Source organism: Arthrobacter sp. Y3221048, assembly GCF_059092685.1.
The window spans coordinates 1-13,912 of record NZ_JBNHHX010000005.1; the positions used below are offsets into that span (position 1 = coordinate 1).

Below are 13,912 nucleotides of genomic sequence, written 5' to 3' on the forward strand. Positions count from 1 at the left end.
GATGGACAGTGTAGGAACTTCCATCATCGGAAGACCTCGACCTCTATCCGGACACCGACGCGCCAACGCTATCTACACTCTCGATTCCGATGAGCCAACGAAGGACAGACCCATGTTGAGCCAGGAAACGATGAGCGTGCTGAATAAAGCCACCAGCATGAGCCGCTGTTGTTTCCGGTTCCACTCATGTATGCCCTGGCTCATGCCCTGACACTATTGATGCCGTTAGAGCTTGTCACCAGATAGGCAAAGAATCTCAACGTCCCTAGGTCGAACAGCAGCAACGCTTGCCGCCTTACTGATAGGCCCCGTCTAGCAATCGGAATCGAGCCTTGAGCGCCGCCACTTCTGCGAAAATCTTGGGGGAGAAGGTCTATCCGGCGAGGTGGCAGAGGTATAACGTTGTGCTCCCGGCGGGGCCCTACATGGGGATAGGGGAGATGCTCAGAGGATGAGAGAACAGCTCCGCGGAAAAGGGGACTGTGGGGCTGTTCCTCTCGCTGGGTGCCTTTATTCGCCGCACCGGTTACTTGGGGGGCCTCCGGGGCAAATTGGAGCAGGCGCCGCGCGTTAGTCTGCCATCCTGACCCGGTTAGACGAGACATGCTCTCGAGCTTGTTCAGCGCCCTTTCCGGACAAAAAAGAGTCCGCACGGGCCGCCGTCACCGAAGTGCTGGCGGCTCGTGCGGACTCCCTGCGGACTAAACCCCGTTTAGCCGCGGAAACCCGCTAGCAGCCGTAGTAGAGCTCGAACTCGTACGGGTTCGGGCGGGCGGCCAGCGGCGCGATTTCCTCTTCGCGCTTGTAGGCGATCCAGGTGTCGATCAGGTCCTGGGTGAAGACACCGCCCGCCTGCAGGAACTCGTTGTCCGCCTCCAGTGCCTCGAGCGCTTCCTCCAGCGAACCCGGAGCCTTCTGGATGTCCTTGGCTTCCTCGGCGGGCAGCTCGTACAGGTCCTTGTCGATCGGGTCGGCCGGCTCGATGCGGTTCTTGATGCCGTCCAGGCCTGCCATCAGTTGGGCGGCGAAGGCCAGGTAGGGGTTGGAGCTGGGGTCCGGAGCGCGGAACTCGATGCGCTTGGCCTTGGGGTTGGAGCCGGTGATCGGGATGCGGATGCCGGCCGACCGGTTGCCCTGCGAGTAGACCATGTTTACCGGGGCCTCGAAGCCCTTGACCAGCCGGCGGTAGGAGTTCACCGTCGGGTTGGTGAACGCCAGCACCGCGGAAGCGTGCTTGAGCAGGCCGCCGATGTACCAGCGGGCGGTGTCGGAGAGGCCGGCGTAGCCCTTCTCGTCGTAGAACAGCGGCTGCCCGCCGGTCCAGAGCGACTGGTGGCAGTGCATGCCGGAGCCGTTGTCGCCGAAGACCGGCTTGGGCATGAACGTGGCGGACTTGCCCCAGGCGTCGGCAACGTTCTTGACGATGTACTTGAACTTCAGCAGATCGTCGGCGGCGTGCGTCAGGGTGCTGAACCTGTAGTTGATCTCGGCCTGGCCGGCGGCACCGACCTCGTGGTGGGAGCGCTCGACCTCGAGGCCCACGGCGTCCAGTTCCACGCAGATCGCGTCGCGCAGGTCCGCCTGCTTGTCGGTGGGGGCCACGGGGAAGTAGCCGCCCTTGACCGGGGTCTTGTACCCCTGGTTCCCGCCTTCTTCCCTCTTGCCGGAGTTCCAGTACGCCTCGACCGAGTCCACCCTGTAGAAGGAATGCTCGGGGCTGGACTGGTAGCGGACGTCGTCGAAAATAAAGAATTCGGCTTCCGGGGCGAAGAACGCGGTGTCGGCGATTCCGGTGGAGGCAAGATACGCTTCGGCGCGCTCGGCCACGCCGCGGGGGTCGCGGTGGTAGGGATCGCCGGTGCGCGGGTTCACGATGGAGAAGTTCAGCGCCAGCGTCTTCTCGACGCGGAACGGGTCGATGAAGGCGGTGGAAACATCCGGAATCAGCTGCATGTCGGACTCGGCGATGCCTTGGAAGCCGCGGATCGAGGAGCCGTCGAAGAGTTGGCCGTTCACGAAGAAGTCCGCGTCAACGGTCTTGGCCGGCACGTTGAAGTGCTGCTGGACGCCGGGCAGATCGGTGAAACGGATATCGACGAACTTCACGTCTTCGTCGGCGATGTACTTGAGGACCTCGTCCGCATTCTTGAACATCGGGGTCATGCTCCTTACGCATTCTGGGGGAACCTGCCTCCGCTGAACGGGGCCGGCAACAGTTACAACAATAGGAGCAGGGAATTTCCCGACAGTGTCGCAATTGTTTCGGGCAGGTTACGAAATCGATGTGCACAGCAAGTTTACCGCCAGTGGTCCTCTCGCTTTACCGGCAGCCAATCCGGGGCCTGAACCCCGGGGAAGCCGGCGGCAGGCGTGACCGGTAAACTTGAGGGGTGGTAAGCAGACGCGATCTTGGTTCCTGGCTCGAAGGCCCCCCGCAGTCCAACATCCAGAAATGGCCCGGGCAGCGGCTCGGGCTCCCGCAGTCCGGCTCCGGCTCGATTGCGCGTCCGGGGCGCCGGATGGTGGCGCTGCTCATTGACTGGCTCCTGTGCTATGCGATCGCGAACGCCTTCCTGGGCGGCAACCAACTCGCTATCCTGGCAGTGTTCGCCGTCGAGCAGTTGCTGCTGGTGGGGACGCTCGGCTACAGTTTCGGCCACCGCCTGCTCGGCATCCACGTGCGCAAACTCGACGGCTCCGCGCCCGGGTTGCTGGCCGCCGTCGTGCGTACCGCCCTCCTGTGCCTGGTGATTCCGGCGGTCATTTTCGACCCCGACCAGCGCGGGTTCCACGATCGTGCCATGGGCACCGTCCTGGTGCGCCGCTGAGGCAGCGCCCAAGGGTGCTTCAACCCCGATCAACGCCAACCCGTTAAACCCGAGAGGCTGCCGGTGAGAACCGGCAGCCTCTCGGTGTGTCAGGCGGGAGGATCAGCGTCCGCGCATGGCCTTGCGATCCGGGCGGGCTTTGAACGGGTCCACGCCCTTCGGGATGGGGAGCTTGTTGCTGCCCAGGGCCGACAGCCGCTTGTCCACGGCGCTGACTTCCTGCTTGGTCAGTTCCTTCTTGAGCTTCTGCACGGTCTTGGCCACCTTGCTCAGCTCCACCTGGCCTTCGCCGCGGCCCGTCTCGATCACATGGATCGTGACGTTGGGCAGGATGCGGCGCATCCGGCGCCGCTCCGACTCGACCAGCTGCCGCACCCGGTGCGAGGGGCCCTCGGTGACCAGCACAATGCCGGGGCGGCCCACGGCGCGGAATACGGCGTCCTGGGTGCGCGGGTTCACGGCCACCGGCTGGTCCTGCAGGATCCAGCCGCGGCGCAGCACGCTGAGCGCCGCCCCGGAAGCACCGGGCTGGCCCTCGATCTGCGAAAACGCCGCACGTTCGGCGCGCCGCGACAGGATGAAGGTGGCGGCCAGCAGGCCCAGCGGGACGGAGATGATCAGCAGCGTGACCCAGTTGTTGATCAGCAGGCCAATGACCAGGCCGACGGCGACGATGCCGAGGAACGCCAGCAGCATGAACCAGACAACATTCGGGTCGTTGCGCCGGGTCATCCGGAAGACCTGGCCGATCTGCTTCAGCCGGCCGGGCTGCTTGTTGGCTTTGGACGGTTTCCCAGCCTTGGGCTTGCGTGAGAAGAGACCCCGCTTCGGGGCGTCGGAATCGGTGCTATGGGCCATAATGTCCAATTCTATCGTGACGGAGGAGGCTCTCGTGCCGGATGCGGACACGGCAACGGTCCGGCAGCCGGCAGGCTCCCGGACCGCGGTTCCGGCGGTTCGGTTACCGGGCAGCCATCAGCGTGGCGGCTTCCTGGCGGGTGCTGCCGGACTCGCCGATGTGCGCGAGCTGGGGCGGAAGCTCCAGGCCCTTCTTGCGCATGGCGGTGGCCCAGAGACGGCTGGCACGGTAGGACGAGCGCACCAGCGGTCCGCTCATCACACCCAGGAAGCCGATTTCCTCGGCCTCCTGGCTCAGTTCCACGAACTCCTCCGGCTTCACCCAGCGCTCTACCGGGTGGTGGCGCTCGGTCGGGCGCAGGTACTGGGTGATGGTCACCAGGTCGCAGCCGGCGGCGTGGAGATCGCGCAGCGCCTCGGAAATCTCTTCGCGCGTCTCGCCCATGCCCAGGATCAGGTTGGACTTGGTCACCATGCCGTGGTCGCGGCCCTGGGTGATGACGTCCAGCGAACGCTCATAGCGGAAGGCCGGCCGGATGCGCTTGAAGATCCGGGGCACGGTTTCCACGTTGTGCGCGAACACCTCCGGTTGGGCTTCGCAGATGGCCGCGATGTGTTCGGGCTTTCCGGAGAAGTCCGGAATCAGGATTTCGACGCCGGTGCCGGGGTTGAGTTCGTGGATCTTCCGGATGGTCTCGGCGTAGAGCCACACGCCCTCGTCGGCCAGGTCATCGCGGGCGACGCCGGTGACGGTGGCGTAGCGCAGGTTCATCTGCTGGACCGACTGGGCGACCTTGGTGGGTTCCAGGATGTCGACGGGTGAAGGCTTTCCCGTGTGAATCTGGCAAAAATCGCAGCGGCGCGTGCACTCGGATCCGCCGATCAGGAAGGTTGCCTCGCGGTCTTCCCAGCATTCAAAGATATTGGGGCAGCCTGCCTCTTCGCAGACGGTGTGCAGCCCCTCCTTCTTGACCAGGTTCTTCATGCCCACGTACTCGGGGCCCATATTGACCTTTGCCTTGATCCAGTCCGGCTTGCGCTCCACGGGGGTGGCGGCATTGCGGGCCTCGACGCGCAACAGGCGGCGTCCTTCAGGGGCGAGCGTCACAACAGGGCTCCTTCGGTCTGGCGGTGGCCAGTGTCGGTGTCGGTGGCCGCGGGTCCGGGGGTGCCCGTCTTGACCAGGGATGTTTCGAACGAGCGGAGTTCTGCCTCCACCCGGTCTGCGATGTCGGCCGGGGCCACGTCCAGCCCGGTCTCGGCCTGGATGGTGGTGGTGCCGGCGTCGGTAATGCCGCAGGCAATGATCTGGCTGTAGGGTGCCAGGTCATTCCGGCAATTGAGCGCGAAGCCGTGCATGGTTACCCGGCGGTTGACGCGGATGCCGATGGCGGCGATCTTGCGGGCGGGGCCGCGCTCGTCGGCCTCGATCCAGACGCCGGAGCGGCCCTCCATCCTGGTGCCGGCCACGCCGTAACCGGCGAGCACGTTGATCAGGACCTGCTCGAGGATGTCGACGTAATCGGCCACCCGGGTTGGATCGGGAAGGGCCACGATGGGATAACCCACCAACTGGCCGGGGCCGTGCCAGGTCAGCTTGCCGCCACGGTCCACGCTGACCACGGGGGTGCCATCCAGCGGCCGCTCATGGTCTTCGGTCCGCTTGCCGGCGGTGTAGACGGCACTGTGCTCGAGCAACAGCACGGTGCTGGGCGCCGTGCCAGCCACGACTTCAGCGTGCAGCTTGCGCTGCAGCGCCCAGCCTTCTTCATAGTCGACGTAGTCAGGGGCGAAGCCCAGTCGTGAAAACTCAAGAGCCATTCAGCAAGACTACGCTTCGAGGGCCGGGCACTGCTATTTGTGTAGCGCCCCAATTGCTGTGGATAACTCCTGCAGCCCACAGCCGAACGGAGTAGAAGTGGTCCATGGAAGATGGGCAGACACTTGGCGCAGCCTCCGTCGAGCCGGAACCGCCGCGTCCCGCGGCGGCGGGGTTGCACGTGCAGCGATGGCTGGGCAGTGGCGCATCAGCCTCGGTCTGGCTTGTCCGCGAGACGGCGACCGGAACGGAGTATGCACTGAAGGTGCTGTCCGCGCCGCCTGCTCCCTCCACCGACGACGCCGGCGGCCCGCCGCCGGTGCGCCGCGCGGCCCGGCACGGATCCGCCGCCGGGGAGGGCGAGCCAGCGCCCTGGGCGATTGCCGCGGAGGGGCAGCAGGGGACCGCGGCTGCTGCCGCCGCCGACCATGAACTGTTGCTGCTGGCGGGCGCGCGGCATGAGCACCTGCTGCCCGTCCATGGCCACGTGGAAACTGATCGCGGGCCCGGGCTGCTGCTGGAGTATGCTGCCGGCGGCTCGCTCGCGGCACTCGTCGCCGCCCGCGGACCGCTGGCCGTGGGCGAGGTGGTGACGATTCTGACCCCAATCGCCCAGGTTCTGGATTACCTGCACGGGATCGGGACCGTGCACGGAGACGTCTCGCCCGGCAATGTGCTGTTCACCGCCGTGGGCAAGCCGCTGCTGGCCGACCTGGGTGTCGCCCGTGCGCTGGGCAGCGACCGCCCGCCGGCGGCGGGCACGCCGGGGTTCGGGGCACCGAGGAGCGGGTCCGGCGGAGGTTGCCTGGATCCCGAAACGGACATCTATGCGCTGGCAGCCCTCGGGTGGTTCGCGCTCACCGGCCGGGTGCCCGGTGCCACCGCACAGCGGCCGCCGCTGGCGGCGTTGGTGCCCCAGGTGCCGGATGATCTGGTGGCCCTCCTGGAAGACGGACTGGCCGAGCGTGTAGGGGAGCGCCCCTCGGCGGCGGAGTTCGCCCGCCGGGCGATTCGGGCCGCAAAGCCGGACGCGCTGGATTTGACGGCGTCGGCGCATCCTACCGTTGCCAGTCAATTGTTGACCCGGCGGCCGGCGGCGGGAAAGGCGGCGGGCCGCCGGGACTGGGGACCGCTGCCACCGTTTCCCCGGCCCCTGTCCCGGCGCGATGCCCGGCCCCTGTCCCGGCGCGATGCCCGGCCCCTGTCCCGGGGCGATGCCCGGCCGGCCGCCGGCCGGTGGGCCAAGGCAGTACTGGCGATCACCTCGGCGGCGGCGGCAGCGGGACTGCTGTCCGCCCTGGCGGGCGCCTTGGCGCCTGCTCCGCCCAACGACCCAGACGCCGCGCGGTCGCCTGGCCGCGGCAAGTCCGTGCAACAGGTGTCCACGGCGCAGCACGAAGGACAGCCGCCTTCTCCCCCCGAGGCCCGGGTCCTGCCGGCGGCCCTGGCACAGGCGCTGCGGGGCGACGATGCGGCCGCGGCCGTGCCTGCCCTGGCTTGGTTGCGCACCGAAGCGGTCAGGACGCGCGATGCAATGCTCCTCGACCGGGTGAATGTCCCCGGAACGGCCGTCATGGACACGGACCGGGAGATCATCGCGGCACTGGAAGGCTCGGGGAGTTGGCTCGAGGGCCTGGAAACCACGGTGGAGGACGCAACCGCTGATCCGGCGGCGCAAGGCGGAGGAAAGGAAACGGTGGCCGCGACGGTCACCACGTCGGCGTTCCGGCAGGTGACCGCCGACGGCAGCGTGGTGGGACGGCGCGCCGAACCCAGCGTGCAACGGGTCCAACTGGAGATGGTGAGGCAGGACGCCGGCTGGCTGATCCAGGCCGTCCATGAGGCGCCCCGCCGCTCCGATGACCCCAGAGCGGGCGCGGGCCGTGACTAAGATCGAGGCATGACTTCATCGAGCTACTTCCGCTACCCGCACGTGCACGGCGATCTTGTCACGTTCGTCGCAGAGGACGACGTGTGGGTTGCACCCATTGCCGGCGGCCGGGCGTGGCGTGTCTCGTCGCTGCAACTGCCGGCCAGGAACCCCAGGTTCTCGCCGGACGGACAGCACCTGGCCTGGGGTGTGGTGCAGGCCAGCGCGCCCGAGGCCGTCACGGCATCGGTCGACGGCGGAGGGTTCCGCCAACTGACGTACTGGGGGCATGCCTCCACCAGGGTAAAAGGATTCACGCCTTCGGGCGACGCCCTGGTGACGAGTTCCTTCGAACGCGAAGAGTCGCGTCATACCTGGGCCTATGCTGTGCCGCTGGACGGCTCCGACGCCCGGGTCCTGCCCTTCGGGCCCGTCGACTCGATCGCGTTCGGGCCGGAACTCGGCGACGAGCGTCCGCTGGTGGTCGGGAGCGTGCTCTCGCGCGAACCGGCTTGGTGGAAGCGTTACCGCGGCGGTACGGCCGGCAAGCTGTGGATCGACCGGGACGGAGGCGGCGAGTTCGAGCGCTTGGCGGCAGAACTCGACGGCAACCTGGCGGACCCGATGTGGATCGGCAACCGGATCGCGTTCCTGAGCGACCACGAAGGCTACGGCAATCTGTATTCGGTGCGGCCGGACGGAACAGACCTCCGCCGGCACACAGACCACGACGGTTTCTATGTCCGCCATGCCGCGACGGACGGCAACCGGGCGGTCTTCGAATCCGCCGGTGAACTCTGGCTCCTCGATTCCCTGGACGCGGCACCGCGCCGGCTCCAGATCACGCTGGGCTCGGCATCCACGAGCCGCCGCGGCCGCCCACTCAACGTGGCACAGCACCTGGCGTCCGCCGTCCCGAATCCAAAGGGAACCGCGTCCGTCATCGAAACGCACGGCACCGTGCACTGGCTGACCCACCGGGACGGGCCTTCGCGCGCGGTGGAATCGACGGCCGGCGTCCGCGCCCGGCTGGCGCGGCCCCTCGGTGACACGCGCGTGGTCTACGTCGCCGACCACGACGGCGAGGAAGCCCTCTACATCCGCCAGGTCTTCGAACAACTTCCCCGCGGCGACCAGCCTGCTCCCGCCGCACCCGCGCCGGCCCCGGCCGAACCGGAGCCCGACGGCTTGCCCCGCCCGGTGTCCGCCTCCGCCGTCGTCCATCCGACCCAATCCCAGCCCATCGTGGAGGTGCGTTCCGTCGGAAAGCAAGGCGTCGGCACGGAGAGCCGGGAACCGGACGCGCGTTCCGCCGAAGCGCTGGAGCCGCAGCAATTGCGCCGCGTGGAGCTGCCCGGACCGGACCGGGTGAGCGCGCTTGCCGCCAGTCCGGACGGGTCGCTGGCGGCAGTGGCCACCGAATACGGGCAGGTACTGGTCCTGGACGCCGGAAACGGGGAGCTGCGGCGCCTCTCCGGCACCGACCACGGGGCCGTTAGCGAGCTGGTCTTTTCACCGGATTCCCGCTGGATCCTGTGGGCCGAGCCGGTGACCGCGGAGGGTACCCGCACCCGCCTGCGGCTCGCCCGGGCCGACGGCACCGGCGGCATCGTCGACGTGACCGACGGACGTTTCCGCGACCATGGGCCGGCCTTCACGCCGGACGGCAAGTTCGCCGCGTTCCTCTCCGAACGGAGCTTCGATCCGGTCTATTCCACCCACAGCTTCGATCTGGGTTTCCCCGAATCGACCAAGCCGTTCCTCGTGGCCCTGGCCGCTGCCACGTCTTCGCCGTTCGGCCCGTCGGTGCACGGCACGCTGCCGGACGCACCGCCGGCGGCTGGGAAGGAGCCAAACGGTTCCCCGAACGGGGAGGACCAAACCCCGTCCGCCGTCGCTGAGGTGGTTGTGGACGCCGAACGGCTGGCCGAGCGGATCATCCCGGTCCCGGTCCAGCAAGGCCGCTACACGGACCTCAGCGCGGTCGAAGGAGCCCTGCTGTGGCTGGCCAGTGATCCCGCCGGTGTCACCGGAGAGGGACGCGCGTCGGCGGAGGAACCGGAGCAGTCCCAGCGGCTGGAGCGGTTCGACCTCTCCCGCCGGGAGGTTTCCGTGCTGGTGCCGGCCGTGGACGCCTATGAGGTGTCCCAGGACCGCAAACGGATCGTGTACGTGCACAAGGCGCAGGTGAAGGCCGTGCCGGCCGCCGGGAAGGTCGACGACGACTCGCCCGAGAGCGTGCAGGTCGACCTGAGCCGGATCCGGGTCACGCTCGAACCGCTCAGGGTCTGGGGACAGGCGTTCGACGAGGCCTGGCGGCTGCAGCGCGACTTCTACTGGGCCGAGGACATGGCCGGGCTGGACTGGCAAGGCGTCTACGACCGTTACCGGCCCCTGGTGGAACGACTTGGGTCGCATGACGACTTGGTGGACCTGCTCTGGGAGCTGCACGGCGAACTCGGCACCTCGCATGCGTACGTTTCGCCCCCGCCGGTCGCGGAACCTGGCTCCGGGAAACAGGGACGGCTCGGCGCCGACCTGACGCGGACCGAGGCGGGCTGGACCGTGCAGAAGATCCTCGCCGGAGAATCATCGGATCCGCTGGCGCTGTCCCCGCTGACTGCTCCGGGCGCAGCCGTCGACCCGGGTGACGTGATCGCGGCGGTGGACGGCATCCCCGTGGATCCGCTGGCAGGCCCGGCGCCGCTGCTGGTCGGCGCGGCCGGCAAGACCGTTGAACTGACCATCGTTAACGGGGCGGGCAGCCCGGAAGCCGGCCTGCAGCGGCGGATCGCGGTGGTCCCCATCCGCGACGAGGAGCGGCTCCGGTACCAGAACTGGGTGTCCGGGAACCGCCGCAACGTCCGCGAGGCATCGAACGGACGCTTCGGGTACCTTCACATTCCGGACATGGTGGCGCGCGGCTGGGCACAACTGCACCGCGACCTGGATGTGGAGACCGCCAAGGACGCGCTCGTCATCGACGTACGGCGCAACCGGGGCGGCCATACCTCGCAGCTGGTGGCCGAGTTGATCGGTCGCAAGGTCACGGCATGGAACCTCGCGCGCGGCGAGCAGCCGGGCACGTACCCGGCACATGCGCCGCGGGGCCCCGTCGTCGTCCTCACCGATGAATACGCCGGGTCCGACGGCGACATCATCACCCAGGTGAGCAAGCTGCGCGGAATCGGTCCCGTGGTCGGGACGCGGACGTGGGGCGGGGTGGTTGGCATCGACGCGAAATTCTCCCTGGCCGACGGCACCGGTGTCACGCAGCCACGGTACGCGTTCTGGTTCACCCAGGGCGTGGGCTGGGGCGTGGAAAACTACGGGGTGGACCCGGACATCGAGGTGCCGTTCCCGCCCCATGCGTACGGGGCGGGGGAGGACCCGCAGCTGGAGCACAGCGTCGGCATCCTCAAGGAGATGCTGGGCGAACTGCCGACCGACCAGCCGCCGGCGCGGGCCGGTTATCCCGTGCTGCGCCCCGGACCGCTGCCGCCGCGTCCGCAGGAGGCCGGCTGAGCGCCGGGTTGAACACTAAAGAACCCCGGGCACACCGAAGGTGCCCGGGGTTCTTCAACGAAAGATTTGTGCGCTAGCCGGCCAGGGTGGCATCAATCGTGATGCTCGGGACGGAGGCCAGGGCGCCGGAAACAGGACAGGTGTCCTTGGCGCCGGAGGCCAGGCGCTGGAAGTCGTCCTCGCTGATCCCGGGCACGGTCGCGTTCACGGTCAGGCGAATCTCGGTGATGCCGGTGCCCGGCACGAAATCCACGGCCGCCGAGGTCTTAATGCTCTCCGCGGTGGTTCCGTTTTCCTTGAGCATGTTGCTGAACTGCATTGAGTAGCAGGTGGCGTGGGCCGCGGCCAGCAGTTCTTCGGGGCTGGTCATTCCTTCGGACTGGTCCGCACGTGCCTTCCAGGTGACATCGTAGGTGCCGATCCCGGACGTTTCGAACGTAGTCTGGCCGGCGCCGCTAAACAGGTCGCCGTTCCACTCGGTGCTGGCAGAACGTGTTGTAGCCATGTGTCCTCCTTGGTCGATGTACAGGATGCGTTTTCCGCCGGTCCCGGCCAGAGTCGGCCGGTGCCGTCATCCTCATCCTAGGGGAGTTGCGCCGGGCTGTCCGGCGGCACCGTTAAAGCCACTGCGACCGGCCCCGGGTCGGGGCCGGCCGCAGCGCGGGAATTCGTAAGGTCAGTTCCAGAGGGTGGCGATGGCGACGTTCAGCAGCGCCAGGCCGCCCACGGAGTGGGCCAGACCGGCCGAAATCGGCTCGCCGGCCTTGTACTTGCGGCGGCCGATGAACGCGAGGACGCCCACGACGAGCCCGATGACAAGCTTGATGGTCAGCTTTACGTAGTCGGCGTCCATGGCCAAGGCCGGGATCAGGCCCATCATGATGATGCCGGTAATGAGCTGCAGGGCGGCGCCGTCGAACTGGCGGGGGTGGACGGTGGGCTTCTTCATGTTGCCGATCCAAATGCCGACGATCATGGCAGCACCGACGATATGCAGGAAGACGAAAATGTTGTAAAGGATGTCCATGGGCCCAGCTTATCGGCCGGGGAAGCGCCCAGATCCGCGCCATGCCGGGCCGGCACGGGGTTTTTCTACCTTGCGTAGTACGGCTGGGGGGCCGAGGGCGGCAGAGCACAGCGGCGGGCTGCGTCCACTGGGGAACGCAGCCCGCCGCTGATTCGTGCGTCGCGCGGGGCAGTCCGGGCTAGAGGCCCAGGTCCGCCTCGAACTGTCCGGCTTCCAGGCGCGCCCGCAGCGTCTGCAGGAAACGGCCGGCATCTGCGCCGTCGACCAAACGGTGGTCGTAGGTCAGGGACAGGTACATCATCGAACGGATGGCGATAGAATCGTCGCCGTTCTCATCCTGGACCACCATGGGCCGCTTGACGATGGCGCCGGTACCGAGGATTCCCACCTGCGGCTGGTTAATGATCGGCGTGTCGAAGAGGGCCCCGACGCTGCCGATGTTGGTGATCGAGAAGGTGCCGCCGGAGAGCTCGTCGGGAGCGATCTTGTTGCTGCGGGTACGTGCGGCAACATCGGCGATCTTGCCCGCCAGGCCGGCCAGGTTCAGGCTGCCGGCGTCATTGATCACCGGGACCAGCAGGCCCTTGTCGGTATCCACCGCAATGGCCAGGTGCTCGGCGTCGTGGTAGGTGATCTCCTGCTTTTCCTCGTCGTACCCGGCGTTCAGCTTCGGATGCTGCTTTAGCGCCTCCGCGACGGCCTTGGCGATGAAGGGCAGGTAGGTCAGCTTGACGCCGTTCTGCTCCTGGAAGGACTTCTTGGCGCGCTCGCGCAGCTTGGCCACCTTGGTCATGTCGACCTCGTGGACCTGGGTGAGCTGGGTGGAAGCGTCCAGCGATTCGCGCATCCGGCGGGCGATCACCTGGCGGATCCGCGGCGCCTTCTCGACGGTGCCGCGCTTCGCCGAGGCCGCCGCCTCCGCCGGAGCCTTTGCGGCGGCGGCGGCTGCGGGAGCTGCGGGAGCTGCGGCCGGCTTGGCGGCTTCGGCTGCCTCCATAACGTCCTGCTTGCGGATGCGTCCGCCAACGCCGGTGCCCTTGACGGTGGACAGGTCCACGCCGTGTTGGTTGGCCAGCTTGCGCACGAGCGGGGTGACGTAGCCGGCGTCCGGGCCGGCGGCGGACTCGGCGGCGGCCGGGGCAGGTGCAGCCTGGGGGGCTGCTGCCTCCGGAGCCTCCGCCTTGGGCGCCTCGGCCTTCGGAGCTTCGGCGGCCGGTTCCGCCACCGGGGCCTCGCGGTCCTCGGCGGGCGCGGCGGCCACCGGCTCCGCTTCCTTCGGCTCCGCCTTGGCGGGGCCGGCACCGGTGCCAATGATGGCGAGCACTGAACCGACCTCGGCGGTCTCATCCTCGGCGACCTTGATTTCCTGCAACGTGCCGGCCACCGGGGACGGGATCTCCGTGTCGACCTTGTCGGTGGAGACCTCGAGCAGCGGCTCATCGACCTCGACCGTGTCGCCCACCTGCTTCAACCAGCGGGTGACCGTTCCTTCGGTAACGCTTTCGCCCAGGGCCGGGAGCGTGACTTCGGTGCCCTCGCCGGAACCGGCGGCCGGAGCTTCCTCGGCAGGGGCTTCCTGCCGCGGCTCCTCCTGCTTCGGAGCCTCCTGCTGGGGCTCTTCCTGCTGGGGGGCCTCCTGCTGGGGGGCCTCCTGCTGGGGGGCCTCCTGCTGGGGGGCTTCCGCCTCTTCTTGCGCCGCCGGCGCTGCTTCGGCGGCCTCGCCTGAGCCGGAACCGTCGCCAATGCGCACCAGCGGGGCTCCGACGTCGGCGGTTTCGTCCTCAGCCACCAGGATCTCTTCGATCACACCGGCTACCGGAGAGGGGATCTCGGTGTCGACCTTGTCGGTGGACACCTCGAGCAGGGGTTCGTCGACTTCGACCCGGTCGCCGACCTGTTTCAGCCAGCGGGTCACAGTGCCTTCGGTGACGCTTTCACCGAGGGCGGGCAAGTTCACGGTTTCAGACATGTGGTGCCCGTTCTCC

General features: G+C 67.9%; 11 protein-coding genes. 3 read left to right on the forward strand and 8 right to left on the reverse strand.

Annotated elements, in window-relative coordinates; genetic code table 11:
• Nucleotides 1-72 precede the first annotated feature (72 nt).
• Complete coding sequence (locus AC5RVS_RS14695; protein WP_494108698.1) at nt 73-204, reverse strand: hypothetical protein; 132 nt, start codon at nt 202-204, stop codon at nt 73-75.
• A gap of 525 nt (nt 205-729) precedes the next feature.
• A complete protein-coding gene (glnA, locus tag AC5RVS_RS14700; RefSeq protein WP_494108850.1) occupies nt 730-2,154 on the reverse strand; it encodes a type I glutamate--ammonia ligase in 1,425 nt (474 codons plus the stop codon).
• Between the two features lie 236 nt (nt 2,155-2,390).
• Between glnA and AC5RVS_RS14705 the strand changes: the two genes are divergently transcribed.
• Entirely contained in the window at nt 2,391-2,828 is a 438-nt protein-coding gene (locus AC5RVS_RS14705) for an RDD family protein (RefSeq protein WP_493987450.1), read from the forward strand.
• Between the two features lie 102 nt (nt 2,829-2,930).
• Here AC5RVS_RS14705 and AC5RVS_RS14710 read toward each other — a convergent pair whose 3' ends face one another.
• The 3 genes from AC5RVS_RS14710 to lipB form a co-directional block, all read right to left on the reverse strand.
• A complete protein-coding gene (locus tag AC5RVS_RS14710) occupies nt 2,931-3,686 on the reverse strand; it encodes a DUF4191 domain-containing protein (RefSeq protein ID WP_493987449.1) in 756 nt (251 codons plus the stop codon).
• Between the two features lie 103 nt (nt 3,687-3,789).
• Nucleotides 3,790-4,794, reverse strand: coding sequence for a lipoyl synthase (gene lipA / locus AC5RVS_RS14715; RefSeq protein WP_493987448.1), 1,005 nt, complete (start codon nt 4,792-4,794; stop codon nt 3,790-3,792).
• Nucleotides 4,791-5,507, reverse strand: coding sequence for a lipoyl(octanoyl) transferase LipB (gene lipB, locus AC5RVS_RS14720; protein WP_493987447.1), 717 nt, complete (start codon nt 5,505-5,507; stop codon nt 4,791-4,793). The genes lipA and lipB overlap by 4 nt, the downstream gene beginning before the upstream one ends.
• Nucleotides 5,508-5,611: 104 nt before the next feature.
• Between lipB and AC5RVS_RS14725 the strand changes: the two genes are divergently transcribed.
• Both AC5RVS_RS14725 and AC5RVS_RS14730 read left to right on the forward strand, forming a co-directional pair.
• Nucleotides 5,612-7,396 (forward strand): serine/threonine-protein kinase, encoded by a 1,785-nt coding sequence (locus AC5RVS_RS14725; protein WP_494108699.1) that lies wholly within the window; start codon nt 5,612-5,614, stop codon nt 7,394-7,396.
• Between the two features lie 9 nt (nt 7,397-7,405).
• Nucleotides 7,406-10,900, forward strand: a complete 3,495-nt coding sequence (locus tag AC5RVS_RS14730) for a S41 family peptidase (protein WP_494108700.1) — start codon at nt 7,406-7,408, stop codon at nt 10,898-10,900.
• A gap of 73 nt (nt 10,901-10,973) precedes the next feature.
• Here the strand turns inward: AC5RVS_RS14730 and AC5RVS_RS14735 are convergent, their stop codons facing one another.
• From AC5RVS_RS14735 to sucB, 3 genes are all read right to left on the reverse strand, one after another.
• Nucleotides 10,974-11,405 (reverse strand): OsmC family peroxiredoxin, encoded by a 432-nt coding sequence (locus AC5RVS_RS14735; protein ID WP_494108701.1) that lies wholly within the window; start codon nt 11,403-11,405, stop codon nt 10,974-10,976.
• A gap of 171 nt (nt 11,406-11,576) precedes the next feature.
• Nucleotides 11,577-11,927, reverse strand: a complete 351-nt coding sequence (locus AC5RVS_RS14740) for a hypothetical protein (protein WP_493987443.1) — start codon at nt 11,925-11,927, stop codon at nt 11,577-11,579.
• 178 nt (nt 11,928-12,105) lie between these two features.
• Nucleotides 12,106-13,896: a 2-oxoglutarate dehydrogenase, E2 component, dihydrolipoamide succinyltransferase gene (gene sucB, locus AC5RVS_RS14745; protein WP_494108702.1), complete on the reverse strand. Its 1,791-nt coding sequence runs from the start codon at nt 13,894-13,896 to the stop codon at nt 12,106-12,108.
• Between the last annotated feature and the right edge of the window lie 16 nt (nt 13,897-13,912).